Origin of the sequence: Acidovorax sp. 106 (assembly GCF_003663825.1) — a bacterium.
Lineage (GTDB): Bacteria > Pseudomonadota > Gammaproteobacteria > Burkholderiales > Burkholderiaceae_C > Acidovorax.
In genome coordinates this window covers 458,866-478,992 of record NZ_RCCC01000001.1, presented here as the reverse complement: position 1 = coordinate 478,992, position 20,127 = coordinate 458,866, and the positions used below count along the sequence as shown (strand labels likewise).

15 protein-coding genes are annotated in these 20,127 nt (G+C 64.7%); 9 read left to right on the top strand and 6 right to left on the bottom strand.

What is annotated here, in order from left to right; genetic code table 11:
- Positions 1–8 precede the first annotated feature (8 nt).
- Positions 9–1,409 carry a sulfite reductase subunit alpha gene (locus tag C8C98_RS02105; RefSeq protein ID WP_233574422.1) on the top strand — a complete coding sequence of 467 codons (1,401 nt, stop codon included), beginning with the start codon at positions 9–11 and terminating at the stop codon, positions 1,407–1,409.
- 220 nt (positions 1,410–1,629) lie between these two features.
- Here the strand turns inward: C8C98_RS02105 and rpoD are convergent, their stop codons facing one another.
- Together rpoD and dnaG are read right to left on the bottom strand one after the other, a co-directional pair.
- Positions 1,630–3,984, bottom strand: coding sequence for an RNA polymerase sigma factor RpoD (rpoD, locus tag C8C98_RS02100; RefSeq protein WP_121452931.1), 2,355 nt, complete (start codon positions 3,982–3,984; stop codon positions 1,630–1,632).
- A gap of 403 nt (positions 3,985–4,387) precedes the next feature.
- Positions 4,388–6,433: a DNA primase gene (gene dnaG / locus C8C98_RS02095; protein WP_121455964.1), complete on the bottom strand. Its 2,046-nt coding sequence runs from the start codon at positions 6,431–6,433 to the stop codon at positions 4,388–4,390.
- Between the two features lie 133 nt (positions 6,434–6,566).
- Here dnaG and C8C98_RS02090 point away from each other — a divergent pair, with 133 nt between their 5' ends.
- Positions 6,567–8,213 carry an acyl-CoA synthetase gene (locus tag C8C98_RS02090; RefSeq protein WP_121455963.1) on the top strand — a complete coding sequence of 549 codons (1,647 nt, stop codon included), beginning with the start codon at positions 6,567–6,569 and terminating at the stop codon, positions 8,211–8,213.
- Between the two features lie 10 nt (positions 8,214–8,223).
- Here C8C98_RS02090 and C8C98_RS02085 read toward each other — a convergent pair whose 3' ends face one another.
- The 4 genes from C8C98_RS02085 to C8C98_RS02070 all read right to left on the bottom strand — a co-directional run bounded on the left by C8C98_RS02085 (position 8,224) and on the right by C8C98_RS02070 (position 13,412).
- On the bottom strand, positions 8,224–8,766 hold the full coding sequence (locus C8C98_RS02085) for a DUF5329 domain-containing protein (RefSeq protein ID WP_233574420.1): 543 nt from the start codon (positions 8,764–8,766) through the stop codon (positions 8,224–8,226).
- Between the two features lie 229 nt (positions 8,767–8,995).
- A complete protein-coding gene (locus C8C98_RS02080; protein WP_121452929.1) occupies positions 8,996–10,582 on the bottom strand; it encodes an alkaline phosphatase in 1,587 nt (528 codons plus the stop codon).
- A gap of 187 nt (positions 10,583–10,769) precedes the next feature.
- Positions 10,770–12,299, bottom strand: a complete 1,530-nt coding sequence (locus C8C98_RS02075) for a diguanylate cyclase (RefSeq protein ID WP_121452928.1) — start codon at positions 12,297–12,299, stop codon at positions 10,770–10,772.
- 135 nt (positions 12,300–12,434) lie between these two features.
- A complete protein-coding gene (locus tag C8C98_RS02070; protein WP_121452927.1) occupies positions 12,435–13,412 on the bottom strand; it encodes an NADPH:quinone oxidoreductase family protein in 978 nt (325 codons plus the stop codon).
- Positions 13,413–13,655: 243 nt separating this feature from the next.
- On the opposite strand from C8C98_RS02070, the gene surE reads away from it, so the two are divergent.
- The 7 genes from surE to ndk all read left to right on the top strand — a co-directional run bounded on the left by surE (position 13,656) and on the right by ndk (position 20,099).
- Positions 13,656–14,459, top strand: a complete 804-nt coding sequence (surE, locus tag C8C98_RS02065) for a 5'/3'-nucleotidase SurE (protein ID WP_121455962.1) — start codon at positions 13,656–13,658, stop codon at positions 14,457–14,459.
- Positions 14,459–15,235 carry a protein-L-isoaspartate(D-aspartate) O-methyltransferase gene (locus tag C8C98_RS02060; RefSeq protein ID WP_121452926.1) on the top strand — a complete coding sequence of 259 codons (777 nt, stop codon included), beginning with the start codon at positions 14,459–14,461 and terminating at the stop codon, positions 15,233–15,235. Before surE ends, C8C98_RS02060 begins: the two co-directional genes overlap by 1 nt.
- A gap of 12 nt (positions 15,236–15,247) precedes the next feature.
- Positions 15,248–16,186 carry a peptidoglycan DD-metalloendopeptidase family protein gene (locus C8C98_RS02055; RefSeq protein ID WP_121452925.1) on the top strand — a complete coding sequence of 313 codons (939 nt, stop codon included), beginning with the start codon at positions 15,248–15,250 and terminating at the stop codon, positions 16,184–16,186.
- 191 nt (positions 16,187–16,377) lie between these two features.
- The gene (locus tag C8C98_RS02050) at positions 16,378–17,292 is read left to right on the top strand and encodes an RluA family pseudouridine synthase (protein WP_121455961.1); all 915 of its coding nucleotides are present in this window, start codon (positions 16,378–16,380) and stop codon (positions 17,290–17,292) included.
- A 148-nt stretch (positions 17,293–17,440) separates the two neighbouring features.
- Positions 17,441–18,181: an SMC-Scp complex subunit ScpB gene (gene scpB, locus C8C98_RS02045; RefSeq protein ID WP_121452924.1), complete on the top strand. Its 741-nt coding sequence runs from the start codon at positions 17,441–17,443 to the stop codon at positions 18,179–18,181.
- The gene (locus C8C98_RS02040; RefSeq protein ID WP_121452923.1) at positions 18,174–19,595 is read left to right on the top strand and encodes a pseudouridine synthase; all 1,422 of its coding nucleotides are present in this window, start codon (positions 18,174–18,176) and stop codon (positions 19,593–19,595) included. Before scpB ends, C8C98_RS02040 begins: the two co-directional genes overlap by 8 nt.
- 78 nt (positions 19,596–19,673) lie before the next feature.
- Positions 19,674–20,099, top strand: coding sequence for a nucleoside-diphosphate kinase (ndk, locus tag C8C98_RS02035; RefSeq protein ID WP_099656266.1), 426 nt, complete (start codon positions 19,674–19,676; stop codon positions 20,097–20,099).
- Positions 20,100–20,127: the final 28 nt, after the last annotated feature.

Here is a 20,127-nt window from a genome sequence, read left to right as displayed (position 1 = left end):
AAAACCCCATGGGGCTCTTGGGTGAAATGGCGATGGTGGGCGCTGCGCGCTGGATGGCCGCCGCAGGCCTGGTGGCCCTGTATGCCGTCCTGTGCGCAGCCGTTTGGTGGCGCGAGCGCCGCAAGCTGCGGGCAGCCCAGGCACAAGCCGCGTCACTGGCTGCTGCACGCGAGGGGCTCCATGCCCTGCTGGTGGTGTACGCCAGCCAGACTGGCCAGGCCCAAGAGCTGGCAGAGGAAACCGCCCGGCTGCTGCACGCTGCCGGAGAGCCCGTGCAACTGTGCCCCGTGGACCAGCTCACCCCCGAGGCGCTGGCCCAGGCCCAGTTCGCGCTGTGGGTGGTCAGCACTTGCGGCGAGGGCGACCCGCCCGACCACGCCGCCGCCTTTGCCAGCCACATCCTGGCCAGCGCACCGCAGCTGGCGCACTTGCGCTACGGCCTGCTGGCGCTGGGCGACCGGCAGTACACCCACTTTTGCGGCTTTGGGCGCCAGGTAGATGCCTGGCTGCAACGCTGCGGCGCTACCCGCCTGTTTGACACCGTGGAGATGGACAACGGCGATGTAGAGGCGCTGCAGCAGTGGCAGCACCACCTGGGGCAGGTGGCCCATGTCAGCGATATGCCCGCCTGGCAGGCGCCCGAGTTTGCCAACTGGGTGCTGGCCCGGCGCACGCACCTGAACCCCGGCAGCGCAGGCGGGGCGGTGTTTCACCTTGAACTAGCGCCCCCCTCAGGCCTGGCAGGCACGGCCGGGGTGTGGGAGTCGGGCGACCTGGTGCAGGTGCGCACCCCGCAAGACCCCGATCACCCACGCGAGTATTCGGTGGCCTCTATCGCCAGCGACGGCAGCATCCATCTGCTGGTGCGCCAGGCGGTGCGTGGCGATGGCTCGCTCGGCGTGGCCTCGGGCTGGCTCACGCAGGGTGCTGCTGTGGGCGCGGCCATACCCCTGCGGCTGCGTGCGCACAGCAACTTCCGGCTGGAGGGCAATGCCCGGCGCCCCTTGATTTTGATTGGCAACGGCACCGGCCTGGCCGGGCTGCGCGCCCACCTGCGCGCCCGGGCGGCCGTGGGGGCCGGGCCCAACTGGCTGCTGTTTGGCGAGCGCAATGCCGCGTACGACTTTCACCACCAGGCCGAGCTGGAAGGCTGGCGCCGGCAAGGCACCCTGCAGCGGCTGGATGTGGCCTTCTCGCGCGACCAGCCCACCCGCGTGTACGTGCAGCACCTGCTGGCGGCCGAGGCCGAGACCGTGCGCGCCTGGGTGGCGCAAGGCGCGGCGGTGTACGTGTGCGGCAGCCTGCAGGGCATGGCCCAGGCAGTGGACAGCGCACTGCGCCAGATTTTGGGGGCAGACGCACTGGACCACTTACTGCGCGAAGGGCGCTACCGGCGCGACGTGTATTAAGGGGGTTGAGCAGGCCCTCAGCGCAGGCGCAGTGGCCTCATATGGCAATTTGCTATTAAAAATATAGCTTCTAGCGCTTATCTGGATTGCGCTAGGGGCTATTTCTCTCATCAATCGCCCCTCCAATGAAAAAGCCCGCCAGCCTGTTCAAAGGCGGCGGGCTTGAGCCCAGGGACTGGGGCAGGGCCACCCGGCTGGCGGACGGTCCCTGTGCAGCGCTTTACAGCGAGTCGATAAAGCTGCGCAGCTTGTCCGAACGCGAAGGGTGCTTGAGCTTGCGCAGTGCCTTGGCTTCTATTTGGCGAATGCGCTCGCGGGTCACGTCAAACTGCTTGCCCACTTCTTCCAGCGTGTGGTCGCTGGTCATTTCGATACCGAAGCGCATACGCAGCACCTTGGCTTCGCGGGGGGTCAGGCCATCGAGGATGTCTTTGACCACATCGCGCAGGCCGGCCTGCATGGCGGCTTCGATAGGCGCGGTGTTGGCACCGTCCTCGATGAAATCGCCCAGGTGGCTGTCGTCGTCGTCCCCGATCGGCGTTTCCATGGAGATCGGCTCTTTGGCGATCTTCATGATCTTGCGGATTTTGTCCTCGGGGATTTCCATCTTGGCCGCCAGGATGGACGCATCGGGCTCAAAGCCAAACTCTTGCAAGTGCTGGCGGCTGATGCGGTTCATCTTGTTGATCGTCTCGATCATGTGCACCGGGATACGGATGGTGCGCGCCTGGTCGGCGATCGAGCGGGTGATGGCCTGGCGAATCCACCACGTGGCGTACGTCGAGAACTTGTAGCCCCGGCGGTATTCGAACTTGTCCACCGCCTTCATCAGGCCGATGTTGCCTTCCTGGATCAAATCGAGGAACTGCAGGCCACGGTTCGTGTACTTCTTGGCAATCGAGATCACAAGGCGCAGGTTGGCCTCGATCATTTCCTTCTTGGCATCGCGCGAGGTGGCTTCACCTTCGTTCATGCGCTTGTTGATGCCTTTGAGCTCGGTCAGCGGCACCACCACGCGCGACTGCAGGTCCATCAGCTTTTGCTGCAGGTCCTGGATGGGCGGGATGTTGCGCGCAATGACGGCCGACCAGGGCTTGCCTGCGGCGGCTTGCTTTTCCACCCACTGCAGGTTCAGCAGGTTGGGCGGGAAGTCCTTGACGAACGTCTCTTGGGGCATGCCGCACTTGTCCACGATGATGCGGCGCAGCTCGCGCTCCTTCTTGCGCACATCGTCCACCTGGCCGCGCACCATGTCGCACAGCTTCTCGATGGTCTTGGCGGTGAAGCGGATGGTCATCAGCTCTTCCGACAAAGAGGCCTGGGCCTTTGTGTAGGCCGGGGTGCCGTAGCCTTCCTTGTCATAGATCTTGTGGATCTTCTCGAACAGCTCGCGCAGCTTGTCAAAGCGCTCCAGCGCCTGCTTCTTCAGCTCTTCGAGCTTCTTGGTCAGTGCCTTGGAGCCGCCCTTGCCGTCGTCATCGTCGGCTTCGTCGAACTCGTCAAAGTCTTCTTCGGCCACATAGTCGTCGGCCTCATTGGGGTTGGAGAAACCGTCCACGATGGTCGAGATGACGACCTTGCCTTCGCGGATTTCTTCGCCCATGTTCAGGATCTCGGCGATGGTGGCGGGCGATGCGCTGATCGCCTCCATCATGGCCATCAGGCCGCCCTCGATGCGCTTGGCGATTTCGATTTCGCCTTCGCGGGTCAGCAGCTCCACGGTGCCCATTTCGCGCATGTACATGCGAACCGGGTCGGTAGTGCGGCCGAATTCCGAGTCCACGGTGGACAGCGCGGCTTCAGCGGCTTCTTCGGCTTCTTCTTCGGTGGCGCCAGCGGGGGCGTTGTCCGTGATGATCAGAGCTTCGGCGTCAGGCGTTTGCTCGTACACAGCCACGCCCAGGTCGTTCAGCGTGGTGATGACGGCTTCGAGGGTTTCGGCATCGACCAGCTTGTCGGGCAAGTGGTCGTTGATTTCCACGTGCGTGAGGTAGCCGCGTGTCTTGCCCAGCTTGATCAGCGTCTTCAGGCGCGAGCGGCGCTTTTGCAGGTCTTCTTCGGACAGAACGGTCTCGTCCAGGCCGAATTCCTTCATCAAGGCGCGTTCCTTGGCCTTGCTGATCTTCATGCGCAGAGGCTTGACCTTCTCGACCGTAGCGGCCGTCTCGGTCGTTTCCTCGACTTCGCCTTCCAAGTCTGCTTCGATGTCCGACAGGTCGGTGTCGTCACCGCTGTCATCGCCCGCTGCGGCTGCCTTGGGCTTGCGGCCGCGCTTGGCGGGCACCTTGGCTTCGGCGGAGGCTGCCGCCTTGGCAGGGCGGCCTGGCTTCTTCTTGGGGGCTTCGGCAGCAGCAGCTTCATCTTCCTCGGCGACCGGCGCGGCTTTGGCGCGGGTGGGCTTCTTCTTCAGCAGTTCATCGGCGGCTTTTTTCAGCTCGGCTGGGCTTTTGTACACGGTCTGGACTTTCTTGGTCGCTGCAGCCTTGGCAGGCGCTTTGGCAGCGGTTTTGGAGACAGCCTTGGCGGCGGTGTCTGGAGCAGTCTTGGGCGGCTTCGCGGACTTTTGAGCGGGCATGAAAAACCTCAGAATCAAAAACGGACACAAAGAAAACGCAAACGCCACAGATCCCGGCGCGGGTGGCAACGCATGAGCGCAAAAGCTCAGGCGCTTGGAGGGGAGGCCCTCATTGGCAAGATGTCTGGGCGAACATTTGGTGTGCAGTCCTTGCGATAAGTGGGCTGATCTGCGCTGATGTGCGCGCGTGTCACGGTGGCCCGGCTCGGAGGTGCTGCTGTCGCTCTTGCCGAAAAACCCTACATTATACCAGCGGGCCCCTTTTTCAAGGACTTACGCTGAAATTCTCAACCGTTGGGGCCCGCAGTGTGGCTTTTGTGGCTTTTTGGTTTTGGCGCGCGGACGGTGGCTTGCGCGCTGCCACGCCGCTGGGCCCTGGCGCCAATTGGGCGTGACTTGAGCGTTATTTGGGCGCCGCAGGCTCCAGCGCGGCTTTGAGCGTGCGCGAGCGCGCATCCAGCTCGCGCCACAGGGCCAGGTCGCCGCTGGCGCTGGCCGCGCTCAGCTGTTCCTTGATCTGCTCCAGCTGAATGCGCGTCAGCAGATCGCTCAGCTCGGCCCGCAGCTCGGCCACGTCGCCTTCGGTTTGGGCATGGGCGCCGGTCATCACTTTCACGGCCAGCGTTTCGCATTCGTGGCCACGCAGGCTCTCGCGCAGCACCGCCCAGGCCAGGGGGCCGTGCTCCATGAATTGCGCCTCCAGCCAGGCAAACAGCGGGCCGTGGGGCGCGGGAAGGGCGCACAGGGCCGTGTGGTCGTCTGGCGCCAGGTGCTCCAAAAACGCCATGTGCGACAGCAGCAGCCGCGCCGCATGGTCCACCCGGCTGGCCATGGGGGTGTTGGGCAGGCGGGGCTGGGGCGGCCAGGGGCTGTCGTCGCGCTTCTTCCAGTTGCCTTTGCCTTTCCAGTCGCCCTTGCCCTTCCAATCCCCGCTTTTGCGAAACGGAGGCTTGGCGCCGCCGCCCTGGCCTTGGGGTGCGCCATAGCTTGCCTCATAGCCCGCATCCGGGGCGCCATGCCAAGGTTCGGCGCCATCGGGTGGCCCGCCCCAGGGCGGCTCGTCGGGCGAGTGGTACGGCAAATGGGCTGGTGCGCTGTGCCCTTGCGCGCCCGCGCTGGGGCCTTGGCGGCGGTGGTGGTCTTGCGCCGATGCCTGGCTCCACAGGTCGGCCAGGTCGTTGGCGGGCAACTGGGTGAGCTGGGCCAGCTCGCTGAGCAACTGGCGGCGCAGCACGCCGTCGGGCAGGCTGGCCCACAGGGGGCGGGCGTTGCTGGCCATGTGGGCGCGGCCCTCGGCCGTGGCCAGGTCGCAGCCATCGCTGGCGGCTTCGACCAGAAAGCGGCTCAGCGGCATGGCCTCGGCAATGCAGCGGGCAAAGGCGTCTGTGCCGTGCTCCCGCACGTAGCTGTCGGGGTCGTGCTCGGCAGGCAAAAACAAGAACTTGATGCTGCGCGTATCGGTGGCGTGGGGCAGGGCACCATCGAGCGCCTTGCGCGCGGCGCGGCGCCCGGCGGCGTCGCCGTCAAAGCTGAAGACCACCGCGTCGGTAAAGCGCAGCAGCTTTTGCACATGCTCGGGCGTGCAGGCCGTGCCCAGCGTGGCCACGGCGTTCGGAAAGCCCAGCTGCGCCAGCGCCACCACGTCCATGTAGCCTTCGGTCACTAGCGCGTAGCCCGCCTCGCGGATGGGCGTGCGGGCCTCAAACAGGCCGTACAGCTCGCGCCCTTTGTGGAAGACCGGGGTTTCGGGCGAGTTCAGGTACTTGGGTTTGTCGTCGCCCAGCACCCGCCCGCCAAAACCAATGCACTCGCCTTTGACGTTGCGGATCGGGAACATCACCCGGTCGCGGAAGCGGTCGTAGCGTTTGCCGCCGTCTTCATCGTTGACGATGACCAGGCCACTTTCTTCGAGCAGCGGGTCGTCGTACGCCGGGAACACGCTGGCCAGGCTGCGCCAGCCCTCGGGCGCGTAGCCCAGGCCATATTGCTTGGCCACATGGCCCGACACGCCCCGGCCCTTGAAGTAGCCAATGGCGCGCTGCGACTCGCGCAGGTGGCGGCGGTAGGCGTCGGCGGCTTTTTCCAGCACATCGGTCAGCGTGGCCTGCTTTTGCCGGGCGGCAGCGGCGCGCTCGCGCTCCTGGGGGGAGATGTCGTCGTCAGGCACCTGCAGGCCCACGCTTTGGGCGAGGTCGTTTACTGCCTCGATGAAGCCCATGCCCGCATGGTCCATCAAGAAGCTGATGGCGTTGCCGTTCTTGCCGCAGCCAAAGCAGTGGTAGAACTGCTTGGAGGGGCTGACACTGAACGAGGGCGATTTTTCCCCGTGAAAGGGGCACAGCCCCATGAAGTTGGCGCCGCCTTTTTTGAGCTGCACGTAGCGGCCCACGATATCGACCACGTCGACGCGCGAGAGCAACTCTTGGATGAACGACTGGGGGATGGACACGGGGGTATTTTCGCCCATGCGTGGTGCTTCCCGGGCGGGTCGCCGTAAATTGCGGCCAGGGCGCTTTCAGCGCGCTGTCAGCCCGGGGGGCTGTAATGGGAAATTACCTGTTTTTTGCCCAAGGATGGATGTGATGACCTCTGCGTACGACCAGCACCTGCCGCGCAACCCGGCCAACTTTGCGCCCCTGTCCCCGTTGGGCTTTCTGGAGCGGGCGGCTGAGGTCTACCCCGACCGCCTGGCCATCGTGCACGGTGCGCAGCGCCAGACCTGGGGGCAGACCTACGCCCGCTGCCGCCAGCTGGCCAGCGCCTTGCAGCGCAGCGGCATCGGCAAAAACGACACCGTGGCGGTGATGCTGCCCAACACCCCGCCCATGGTCGAGGCCCACTTTGGCGTGCCGATGGCCGGGGCCGTGCTCAATGCCCTGAACACCCGGCTGGACCCCGAGACCATCGCCTTCATGCTGGACCACGGCGAGGCCCGGGCCGTGATCGTGGACCCGGAGTTCACCGCCACCCTGGCCAAGGCCCTGGCGCTGCGCCAGTCCACCGCCCCGCTGCTGGTGGTGCAGGTGCATGACGACCTGTACGGCGCGCCAGCCCAGACCTTGCCGGGCCCAGACTACGAAGCCTTTGTGGCCAGTGGTGACGCGCAGTTTGCCTGGGAGCTGCCCGGCGACGAGTGGGATGCCATTGCCCTGAACTACACCAGCGGCACCACCGGCAACCCCAAAGGCGTGGTCTACCACCACCGGGGCGCGGCCACCAATGCCATCAGCAATGTGCTGGAGTGGGACATGCCCAAGCACGCCGTGTACTTGTGGACGCTGCCCATGTTCCACTGCAACGGCTGGTGCTTTCCGTGGACGATTGCGGCGCGCGCGGGCGTCAATGTGTGCCTGCGCCGCGTGGAAGCACAGGCGATCTTTGACGCCATTCGCCACCACGGCGTTACGCACTACTGTGGCGCGCCCATCGTGCACGGCTTGCTGGTCAACGCCCCCGATGCGATGAAGGTGGGCGTGCCCGCAGGCGTCAAGGCCATGGTGGCGGGCGCTGCCCCTCCGGCCTCGATGATCGAGGGCATGGAGAAGATGGGGTTCGATTTGACCCACGTGTACGGCCTGACCGAGGTGTATGGCCCGGCCACCGTGTGCGCCAAGCACGAGGCGTGGGATGCTTTGGATATTGGCGAGCGCGCCCGCCTCAACGCCCGCCAGGGCGTGCGCTACCACCTGCAGCGCGATGTGCGCGTGCTGGACCCTGAAACCCTGCAGCCCGTGCCGCACGACGGCGAGACCATGGGCGAGATCATGTTCCGGGGCAACATCGCCATGAAGGGCTACCTGAAGAACCTCAAGGCCACCGAAGACGCCTTTCGCGGCGGCTGGTTCCATAGCGGCGACCTGGCCGTGCAGTATCCCGATGGCTACATCAAGATCAAGGACCGCAGCAAAGACATCATCATCTCGGGCGGCGAGAACATCTCGTCCATCGAGGTCGAAGATGTGCTCTACCGCCACCCCGACGTGCTGGCCGCCGCCGTGGTGGCCAAGCCCGACGCCAAGTGGGGCGAAACCCCCTGCGCCTTTGTGGAGCTGAAGGCTGGGGCCACCGCCACCCCCGAAGACATCGTGGCCCACTGCAAGAAGCACCTGGCTGGCTTCAAGGTGCCCCGCGCCGTGGTGTTTGGCGAGCTGCCCAAGACCAGCACGGGCAAGATTCAGAAGTTTGAGCTGCGCAAGCAGGCTGGGTCGGCCAGCGCGATTGATGTGTGAGGGGCGGGGCTTACTTGGCCGCAGGCGCCGCAGCGCCTGAGCGCAAGGCTTTGAGCTCGCCCTTGAGCCAGGGCCCGGCGTCCACCGCCGCCGCCCCGGCGCAGCGCACCTGGTAGGCCTTGCCGCTGGCGCTGCTGGACGAGGCCCCCAGCTCAATGAACTGCTCGGTGGTTTGCACCGCGTTCTTGCCGTCCAGGTAATCCAGCTTTTTGAGCAAATGCGCCTTGGCCTCGGCCCCTGTGTACCAAGAGCCATTGCGGTTGAATTCGCAGCCAGACGTTTGCAGCCGGGTGAGCAGGGTGTTGACCTCGGCCTTGGCGGCTGCTGGCAGGCTGCCTGCTGCGCTGTAGCCCGCCAGCGCCCACAGCGTGGCCGCCAGGCAGGCGGTGCGCAATGCAGGGCGGGAAGGTAGGGACAGGGTCGGACAGCGGCGGGGCGTGGTGTGCATGGTGGTGCGGGGCAACAGGGTGGAGGGGCCGCAAGGCGGCAAGAACCGGGTCACGACCTCTTGCGAGATCGTTGGCAGGTTCTCCAGAGCGGGCAATCTTGCCATGATTGCTCATTTTTTGATAGCTGCTCGCGCTTATTTGATGGGCGCTAAACCCTCTTTTTGTTAAAAATTGCGCAGCAGCGCCTTGCTGAAGCGTCGCAATCGTCTGGCACCAGCGTTGGGGCAGGCTGAGAGGGGCTGAGGTTTCAATGATTTTGGCCCCTAGCGCTTGATTGATAAGCGCTAGAAGCTATTCATTTGATAGCATTTGCAGCCATCTGGCACCGCAGGCCTACGCCGCCACAGGCCCCGGCTTGCGGTCTTCCACCACAAAGCGGGCCTGGGTGCTGGCGGTGCTGGCCGCGTCCATCGGGTTGTCCAGCACGCGCAAGGTGGTGGTCCAGCGCGTGGGGGTGATGTCGGCCAGGCCGTAGCCACGTTGTTCGCAACGGGCCAGCAGCACATGGGGGTTGTGGCGGGCGATGGCGTCCACCTTGTCTTGCGTGGTGCCAGAGCGTGAGCTGATGGAGGTGCCGCAGAACTCGCTGGCCAGCACCGGCAGGCTGCCACCGCTGGCGCCCGCGCCAGGGGCATGCACATTGCACACATAGTTCTGGTGGATGTCGCCGCCCAGCAGCACGGTGTTGCGCGGCCGGTGGCGTTGCACCGATTGCAGCAGGCGCTCGCGCGCTGCGGGGTAGCCGTCCCACCCATCGGTGGCGACCTGGCCGCTGGGGTAGTGGCGCGGCGAGAACAGGGTTTGCTGGGCCAGCACGCTCCAGCGGGTGCGGTCGCTTTGGGCGTCTGCGGCCAGGCCGGTGTCCAGCCATTGCTCTTGCGCAGGGCCTAGCAGGCTGCGAGCGGGGTTGGCCAGCTCGGCGCAGTCGCCTGGGCGCACGGTGCCTGCGTTGCTGGCACCCGGTTTGCGGCAGGCTTGCAGGGCGCGGTATTGGCGGTCGTCCAGCAGGTGCAGCTGGGCCAGTCGCCCCCAGCGCAGGCGGCGGTACACCTGCAGTTGTCCAAACTGCCCAAACTGCGCATCGACCAGGCTGCTGGCGCGCAAGGGCATGTTTTCGTAGAACGCCTGCCATGCGGCGGAACGCTGCACCAGGAAGGCTCTGGCATCACCCTCATCGCCCTGGCCGTTGCGGCCGCCCGCGTAGTCGTTTTGCACCTCGTGGTCGTCCCAGGTCACGGCCCAGGGGCAGGCGGCGTGGGCGGCTTGCAGGGCCGGGTCGCTTTTGTGCAGTGCGTAACGGTCGCGGTAGTCGGTCAGCGTGGTGGCGTGGCGCAGGCTGTGGGTGCGTGCCAGCCCATCGGTGTTTTTGGGCGTGGCGTATTCGTAGATGTAGTCGCCCAAAAAGAGCACCAGCTCCGGCTGATCGGCGCACAGGTGGCGCCAGGCGGCGTAGTGGCCATGCTCCCACCGCTGGCACGAGGCAAAGGCCACGCGCAGCCTGGCCACCAGGGCGTCAGCCGCCGGTGCGGTGCGGGTGCGCCCGGTGGCGCTGGTGGCCTGCCCCAGCAAAAAACGGTAGTGGTACCACCGGGCGGGCTCCAGTCCTTGCACCTCCACATGCACGCTGTGGCCCCGCTCAGGGCTGGCGGTGGCCTGGCCTTTTTGCACGAGGCGTTGAAAGCCCTCGTCGTGGGCGACTTCCCAGTGCACCGTTTGCTCGGGCAGGGGCTGGCCGGGCGGGGCGATGAGGCGCGTCCACAGCACCACGCCATCAGGGGTCGGGTCGCCACTGGCCACCCCTAGGGCAAAGGGGTCGTCCGCCAGGTGCGCGGTTTGCACCCAGGCCCAGCGGGGCAGGGTGGTGGCGGCTGCGGCGAGGGCGGCGCGCTGCAAAAAGAGTCGTCTCTGCTTGGGGGGCATGGCAGGCTCCGGGGCTGTGTTGTTCCCTTGCTGACTCCGTTTGCAGCTTCAGGGCGGTGGTTGCAGTCCGCGGCGCTTCAAAATCGCGCGGCCGAGGCGCGCAGCCGCCGCGCAAGGGCCGCCCCGCCGCGCTGGCGGCGTCCCCCGGTGGGGGAAGGCGCCGCAGGCGACTCAGGGGGCCTTGGGGTCACGCGGCCATCACCCGGTTTTTGCCCGAGCGCTTGGCCAGGTACATGCTCTGGTCGGCCCGCTTGAGGGCGTCCACGCTGGTTTCACTGTCGTGCAGTTGTGCCACGCCCGCGCTGAAGGTGATGAGGATCTTTTCGCTGCCCTGCAAGAAAAAGCGCGTGGTCAGCTCGCGTTGCAGCCGCGTCATGGCGGCCACGCCGCTGTCCACGTTGGTGTCGGGCAGCAGCAGCACGAATTCCTCGCCGCCGTAGCGGGCCAGCAGATCCTGGGGGCGCATCACTTCGCGGGTGACTTGCGCCAGGTGCACCAAAGCCGCGTCGCCCACGGTGTGGCCCAGTCGGTCGTTGATGTTCTTGAAGTTGTCGATGTCCAGCAGCGCCACACACAGGGGGTTGCCCATGCGGCGGGCACGTGCCACCTCGCGCTCCATGGCCTCGTCCAGCCCTTTGCGGTTGAGGGTGCCGGTCAGCGGGTCGTGCCGTGCCTGGGCGCTGGCGCGGTCCAGCTCTTGCTGCAGCTTGGCTACTTCGGCGTGCTTGGCGTCGGTGCGCTCGCGCAGTTCTTGCAGCTCGGTGTGGGTGAGTTTGGTGTCCAGGGCCATGGCGCGGGTGGCGGTCATGACCTCTTCGAGCACCGGAGCGATTTCCTGGAGGTTGTTGGCCTTGCCGATCAAGTCGGCGCAGCGCTCCATGGTGTCGTGGTAGGTGGTGCTGGAGGCCGTCATCTGCGCGAGGCGCTCGATGAAGGTGGCCAGCAGGTCCTTCATCTGCTCCTGAGCCTCGGCCGTGCGGGCCTTGGCTTCGGTTTGCTTGAAGATCACGTCCTTCAGGCGCAGTTGCACGTCGTCCAGGCGGCGCAGCGTGAGCGGCGGAGTCGAGGCCGCCATCAGCGCCTCGGCCTGCCCTCGCAGCCAGCGGTCGTCCACGCTGAGCACGGCAATGTTCTCAAACACCATGTGCAGCAATTGCAGCAGGCTGGCGCGGATGGCGGCTTGGTCTTCGGTGGCGAACGACAGGCGGTAGGTGAAGTTGCCCAGCATGAGTTGCACGGTGGACAGTGGCGGCGCAGGCTCGCGCAAAAAGCCGGTGAGCTGCCCGGCCATGTCGTGCACGCGTGCATCGTCTTCGCCCAGGGCGGGCAGGGTGTTGTCGATGAGGCGGGCCAGCAGCTCGGCAAAGTCGGGGGGCAGCACGCCGCTGGCTGCTCCCTCTGGCGCGGCGACGGGTGCCGCAGCCACGGGGCTCAGCCCCAGGTTGGCGTAGCCCACCAGCACGCTTTGCAGGGCCGACCAGTCTTTGGTGGCGATGGCCCTCTCAAATTGGGTGAGCAGCCGCTTTTGGGGCGGTGTTTGGGCCGGCAGCAGGCGCTGGATGCTGCTCAACTGGGCATCAGGAAAGGGCTGGCTGCTGCGGGTGCCTGCAATCTCGTCGTAAATGGCCAAGTAGTTGTCTGGCGTGGGAGCCAGCCGGCGGGTGGCCAGTTGTTTGAGCGTTTCGCGCGCGATTTCGTAAGGTTGACGGTCTGCCATGTGCGAACACCAGTATCAAGGACAGCGAGGGTGCCTGAGTGTGACACAGCCCTGCTGCGGCGCGGTGGCCTTTTGGTGGCCTTTGGGGCGTCTGCACGCCCCTGGCTGGGGCGTGGCCGCCGGCACCACGGGCGGTCAGTCGTTCACCATGACCAGCTTGCCCATGACGCCCCGCGAGCCCATGTGGGCGTAAGCCTGGGGCAACTCGGCCATGGGCATGGTGCGGTCAATCACGGGTTTGATCTTGCCCTGCCCATACCACTGGGCCAGCTCGGCCATCATGGCGGCATTGGCCTGGGGCTCCCGCTTGGCAAAGTCGCCCCAGAACACACCCACGATGGAGGCCCCTTTGAGCAGGGCCAGGTTGAACGGCAGTGCCGGGATGGGGCCCGAGGCAAACCCCACCACCAGGTAGCGGCCCCGCCAAGCGATGGAGCGGAAGGCGGGCTCGGCAAAGTCGCCCCCCACGGGGTCATAGATCACGTCGGGGCCTTTGCCATCGGTCAGCGCTTTGATGGCATCGCGCAGGTTCTCTTTGCTGTAGTTGATGGTGGCGTCTGCTCCGATGGAGGTGCACAGCGCGCACTTTTCATCGCTGGAGGCGGCCGCAATCACCCGGGCGCCCATGGCTTTGGCAATCTGGATGGCAGCGGTGCCCACGCCCCCGGCGGCGCCCAGCACCAGTACGGTTTCGCCTGCCTTGAGCTGGGCTCGGTCTACCAAGGCGTGGTGCGAGGTGGCGTAAATCATGATGAAGGCCGCAGCGTCCACCGCCGGAAATCCTGCGGGCAGCGGCATGCACAGCGCCGCAGGCGCCAGGGTGTGGGTGCCAAAGCCCCCGGTGCCTGAGAGGCAGGCCACGCTTTGCCCCACCTGCAGGTGCTTGACGCCATCGCCCACGGCCACTACGGTGCCCGCGTACTCAGAGCCCGGTACAAACGGCAGCGGTGGCTTCATCTGGTATTTGTTCTGCACAATCAGCAGGTCGGGGAAGTTCAGGCTGGCTGCCTTGATCTCGATGAGCACCTCGCCCGCTTTGGGGGTGGGCGTGGGCAGTTCTGTCCAGGCCAGCGCGTCTACGCCAGTGGGGTTGGTGCAAAGCCAGGCGTGCATGGATGTCTCCTTGGGTCGTTATGGGCGCGGATGATAGGTGGGGCCGGGGTGGGTCGATGTCCCACGAGCGACCCCCGGGAGCCGGTCGCAAAGACCCTCGGCAGGCGCTGGCATGGGTCTGGGTCGCTTCGTGGCCAGGATGGTTGGGCCCAGGTTGATCTGTATCGCCAAAGCAGCGAATGTCCACTTGGGGCATTCTTGGGCACCCCTCCTACAATGCGCTGCAATCAGCACCCGTACCCCATGAAAATTCTCATCTCCAACGACGACGGTTACCAGGCGCCCGGAATTGTGGCGTTGTACGAGGCGCTCAAGTCTCTGGCAGACGTTGAGGTGGTGGCCCCGGAGCACAACAACAGTGCCAAGTCGAACGCGCTGACCCTGCATTCCCCCCTGTACGTGCACCAGGCGGCCAACGGGTTCCGCTACGTGAATGGCACCCCCGCAGATTGCGTGCACATCGCGCTCACGGGGTTGCTGGGTTATCGGCCCGATCTGGTGGTGTCGGGCATCAACAACGGCGCCAACATGGGCGACGACACCATTTACTCGGGCACCGTGGGGGCGGCGATGGAGGGCTATCTGTTCGGTATTCCGGCCATCGCTTTTTCACAGGTGGACAAGGGTTGGGGCGAGATTGACGCCGCAGCCGCCAAGGCGCGTGAGATCGTGGCGCAGTTGCTGCACAGCAATTTGGTGGCCCCTGTGGCGTCTTCGGCGGCATCGCCTTGGCTGCTGAATGTCAATATTCCCAACATGCCGCTGCAAGCGCTCAAGCCTCTGAAGCTGTGCCGCCTGGGGCGTCGCCATGCTGCAGAGCGGGTCATCACGCAGGAAAGCCCTAGGGGCGAGGTGATGTACTGGATCGGCGGCGCGGGGCCGGCCAAGGACGATGCCGAGGGCACGGACTTCCATGCCACGGCGCAGGGCCATGTGTCGATGACGCCCCTGAAGGTTGACCTGACAGACCACGATTATCTGGGGTATTGGGCGCAAACCGCCGCCCGTATGCAGGCTGTCGGTGCTGCTGGCGGAGGCGGGCACTGATGCAGCGGCGCCCAGGTTTTCCCGCCAAATTACCGGGGGCGTCCAATGCCCCGGCGGCCAAGCCCCCGGCCCCGGCTTTGCCCGTGGTGGGCCGGGTGGCGGTGCCGACGGCCGTGGGCACGGGGCTGGATTCTGCGGCGGTGCGTGCCCGCATGGTGCAAAAGCTCGCAGCCGCAGGTGTCTCTTCCCCCCAGGTTCTGCAGGCCATGGGGGCTGTGGAGCGCCATCGCTTTGTCGACAGCGCCCTGGGTAACCAAGCCTACGAAGACACCAGTTTGCCCATCGGCATGGGGCAGACCATCTCCAAGCCCAGCATCGTCGCCCGCATGTGCGAGTTGCTTCTGGGTGCTGAGGGTGCGCGTGCGGGTGGGATGGGGCGTGTTCTGGAAATTGGCACGGGCTGTGGCTACCAGGCGGCGGTGCTGAGCCTGCTGGCCCGCGAGGTCTACACGCTGGAGCGCGTGCGCAATCTGCATGAAAAAGCCCGTGACAATTTGCGCCCCTTTCGCTTGCCTAATGTGCATTTGCTGTTTGGCGATGGAATGCTTGGATATGCCAAGGGCGCCCCTTACGCCGCCATCATTGCGGCGGCGGGTGGCGACTCGGTACCGCAGGCCTGGTGCGACCAATTGGCCGTGGGGGGGCGCTTGGTGGCCCCTATGGCGGTGGCCGGTGGTCAGCAAATGTTGCTCGTAATCGACAAAACGGTGCACGGTTTGAAACAAAACGTGCTCGAACCGGTTCATTTTGTCCCTCTAAAATCGGGGATTGCCTGAAGGGAATTGCTTATGTTCGTATCGCGTGGTCTTGTCGTTGGGTTTTCTGTGGCGATGGCGGGGGTTCTGCTGTCCGGCTGCGGCACCCGGCTGAGCAAGGCCCCAGTGGAAGATCGGGGGACGTCTTCTAACAACGCGTCTGTCTCCAGCTCTCAGCCTGGTGTGGTGGTGGCAACCCCCATCAAGCCGTTGCCTGGCGCTGAAAATGCCGGCAAACCGGGCTACTACACCGTCAAGCCTGGGGATACCCTGATCCGCATCGGCTTGGAAAACGGCCAGGGCTGGAAAGACATTGCCCGCTGGAACAATCTGGAGAACCCCAACCTGATCGAGGTCGGGCAGGTGTTGCGAGTGAGTGCCTCAGTGCCTGCTCCCGCGCCAGCCGCCTCTGCGGCCGTCTCGTCCGACACCGGCGTGGTGACGCGCCCCGTCACATCGTCGTCTGTGACGCCAGCCGCTGCGGCCAGTGCATCCAGTGCTCCCAAGACGCCTGCCTCTGGGGCAGCGCCCGTTGTGGCCGTTGCAACGCCAACGCCTGCTGCAGCCCCTGCACCGGCAGCACCTCCTGCGGGTGCGGTCGAGGACGATGTGGCTTTCATCTGGCCCGCATCCGGCGCTTTGTTGGCGGGGTTTGACGAAGCCCGCAACAAGGGCTATGACATCGCAGGCAAGGCTGGAGATGCTGTGCTGGCTGCAGCAGACGGCCGCGTGGTGTATTCGGGGGCTGGTTTGCGTGGCTATGGCAACCTGATCATCCTTAAGCACAACAACACGTTCTTGACAGCGTACGCCCACAACCAGACCTTGCTCGTCAAGGAGGACCAGGCGGTGCGGCGCGGTCAGAAGATTGCCGAGATGGGCAACACGGATGCAGACCGGGTGAAGTTGCATTTTGAAATTCGCCGTCAGGGCAAGCCGGTAGACCCGGCGCGCTACTTGGCGGCCCGTTGAGCGTGGCCAAGTCTGTGGCATTCAAAGGGGCGAAAGCCCCTTTGAGCGTTTTGGAGGGCGCAAACGCAGCATCGCCCCTCGCGCAGCCTGAATCCGAAGATGGGGCCCAGGGCTTGATCCAGGCCGTGGCAGAGGATGGTTTGGAGGGCGAGCTGGCCGATGGCATTGCCGCAGAGTCTGAGTTGCGGACCATGTCTGTGCCTGTGTCGCAGCACGGTGAGCGCCTGGATCGCGCTCTGGCAGAGTTGGTGCCTGAGTTTTCACGCAGCTATTTGCAGCAACTGCTGGGGCAGGGGTTGGTGGCGGTCAATGGCCGGGTGGTGCCCAAGCCGTCAACCCGCGTCAAGGCCGGTGATGCGGTGGTGCTGGAAATGCGCCCTACGCTGCAAAGCCAGGCGTTTCGTCCAGAGTCCATGCCCATTGATGTGGTGTACGAGGACCCCCATCTGCTGGTGATCAACAAGCCTTCGGGTTTGGTGGTGCACCCGGCGCCTGGCAATTGGAGTGGTACCTTGCTCAATGGCCTTTTGGGGCGTGATGAGCGGGCTGCTTTGGTGCCCCGTGCGGGCATTGTGCACAGACTCGACAAGGACACGAGTGGCCTGATGGTGGTGGCGCGTGATCGGTCAACGATGGATGCGCTGGTGACCATGATTGCGGCCCGCGACGTCAGCCGCAAGTACCTTGCCTTGGCGCACAAGCCCTGGGCCGGGAATGCTCAGCGTGCGGTGAATGCACCAATAGGGCGTGATCCTCGCAATCGGCTGCGCATGGCGGTGGTGGATCTCTCTACCCATGCAGGCAAGGCGGCGCGCACTGATATTCGCCTGCTGCAGTCTTGTGGGCAGGGGTGCTGGGTTGAATGCACCTTGCACACGGGGCGCACGCACCAGATTCGCGTTCACATGGCCTCGCTGGGGCATGCGCTGGTGGGGGACTCGTTGTATGGCGGCTCTCCCGTGGGGGCAATACAAAGGCAGGCGTTGCATGCCTACCGTCTGGCCTTCAGGCATCCAGTCACAGGTGATGACTTGGTGCTTGAGGCGCCCGTGCCTGCGGATATGCGCTTGGCGCTGTCCGATTGGGGGCTGAGCTACAATCCGTAGCAATGGGCCGTGAGGCCTGAGAATGCCCGAAGACGGAATCCCGCCGGGCCCTGTCGTATACCGACCGCGCTTTCAGCGCCCTTTGACCAATCCCTGCTATCGGTGAGCCCTTCCTGTTGCGAGGGCCATTTTCCGGAATCGCTGAACCATGAATACGGTGGATGCCAAGCGGGTCCTAGAGACTGCCCTGATCTGTGCTCCTCAGCCCGTGCCTTTGCGTGAGCTGAGGGTATTGTTCAATGATGCCCTGGGCTCAGACACGCTGAAAATGCTGCTGCAAGACCTGCAGCGGGATTGGGAACCTCGTGGTGTGGAACTGGTGCAAGTGGCGACAGGTTGGCGCTTTCAGAGCAAGCCTGAGATGCGCGAGTATCTGGACCGCCTGCACCCTGAAAAGCCGCCCCGGTATACCCGCGCCACGCTGGAAACTTTGGCCATCATTGCGTACCGCCAGCCGGTCACCCGGGGGGATATTGAAGACATTCGCGGGGTGACCGTGAACAGTCTGATCATCAAGCAACTGGAAGACCGAGGGTGGGTGGAGGTGATTGGTCACCGGGAAACGGTGGGTCGTCCTGCATTGTTTGCAACGACCCGGCAGTTTTTGGATGACCTGGGGCTTTCATCGCTGGACCAACTGCCGGTGTTGGACGATCCTTCGTCCCACGCCAATGTGCTGGAGGCGATGGCAGCGGCCCAGTCCACAGGTGTACAAGAAGGTGGCGGGAGCGACTTGACTCCGCTAGAGGCTGCAGCCGATGTGCCGTCAGCACAGGCTGGGGGGGCGGGTGGTGCTTTGGGCGGTGATTTGTTTGAAATGGCGGAGGACACGCTCCGCAATGACCAGGTAGATGCCAGTGATGGCATTACAGGAACCCCACATGAATGATTCGACTCCAGTGAATGCGGAAGACCTTCCGCGCGAGCCACTTGTCCAAGACGATGCTGCACCTGCAGCACGGGCTCCACGCAAGCGTGCCGCAACCAAAAAACCAGCATCCTCTGCGGCGGACTTGGCAGATGATGTTGGCGCTGCTGTGGAGCCACTAGTGGTTGACGCTGTGCCAGAAAATTCCGCACCCGAGTCTCCGTCCGTTAAGTCCCGTGGGGGGCGTCCCGGTGCCAAGCCTCAGTCCTCTGCAGGTGCTGCGCAGGGTTATCAGTTCTCTGATGTGGTGTCGGGCCGGTTTGACGATGAGGATGCCGAAGGCGATGCCCTGCCAGCCAAGCGGGTGCTGTTGCCGCAGGTGGAAACCCCCAAGTTGCACAAGGTCTTGGCCCAGGCGGGTTTGGGGTCGCGCCTTGAGATGGAGCAATTGATTCTGGAGGGGCGGATCTCTGTCAACAACGAGCCCGCCCACGTGGGTCAGCGCATCCAGTACGGCGACCAAGTCAAGGTCAACGGCAAACCCATTCGCTATCGCATTGACCCGCCGCCACCCAGGGTGATCGCGTACCACAAGCCCGTCGGCGAGGTGGTGACCCACGACGATCCGCAAAACCGGCCCACGGTGTTTCGCAAATTACCCCGACTCCAAAATGGCAAGTGGCAGTCTGTGGGGCGCTTGGATTTGAACACCGAGGGCTTGTTGCTGTTTACCAGCTCCGGAGAGTTGGCCAACAAGTTGATGCACCCCCGGTTCGGGCTGGAGCGCGAGTACGCTGTGCGTGTCTTGGGGGCGCTCAGCAACGAAGAGAAGCAACGGCTGCTCGATGGCGTGCGCCTAGACGATGGCATGGCCTCCTTCGGCTCCATTGAAGACGGTGGCGGTGAGGGATCAAACTGCTGGTATCGGGTCACGATCTCTGAGGGGCGCAATCGGGAAGTGCGCCGCATGCTTGAGTCGGTCGGGCATGCCGTCAGTCGTCTGATTCGCATCCGATATGGCGCCATGATGTTGCCCCGAGGGCTCAAGCGCGGTGCCTGGATGGAGTTGGATGATTCCGATATCCGCTCGCTGTTGCGCGCCGCAGGCGAGGGCAGCGATGCAGCGCCTGACCGTGATGGTGATGCGGGTGCGCAGCGGCGTGCAGGAGCGAACCCCCGTGGCAAAAGTGGTAGCCCGGGTGCGCCAGCCCGCCGCAACGACCGAGGTGCTGTGGGTGCCTTTGGCGGGCAACGTTCGCGCCGTCGTGATGATGGTGGTGCGGGCTCGGCAGGTGATCGCCAGCGTGGCGGAGCCCAGCCCGACCCGATGAAAACGTCGGTGGGATACATCGGGTCCGACAGCCTCTCCCGTCAACGCCAGGCGCAACGCGCCCCGGGTGGGGGGGGCGCTCGACGCGGCCGTGGTCGCTCTTGATCGCGCAGCACGGTTAGAATCGAGGGTTTTGTCTGCTAGGCAAAAGAATTTCAGTAACATTTATTCAGGAATATCAACATGGCTATCGAACGCACTCTCTCCATCATCAAGCCTGACGCAGTGGCCAAGAACGTGATCGGCCAGATCTACGCCCGTTTTGAGGCTGCCGGCCTCAAGGTGGTGGCTGCCCGTATGGCCCACCTGTCGCGCCTGGAAGCCGAGCAGTTCTATGCTGTGCACAAGGCACGTCCTTTCTTCAAAGATCTGGTGGACTTCATGATTTCCGGTCCTGTGATGATCCAGGCTCTGGAAGGTGAAAACGCCATCCTGAAGAACCGCGAGCTGATGGGCGCTACCGATCCTAAGAAGGCTGACGCTGGCACGATCCGCGCTGACTTTGCAGACAGCATCGATGCCAACGCCGTGCACGGTTCTGATGCTCCTGAAACAGCGCAAGTGGAAGTTGCCTTCTTCTTCCCTGGCCTGAACATTTACTCCCGCTGAGATGGCGGTCCCCATGACTTGTCCCACC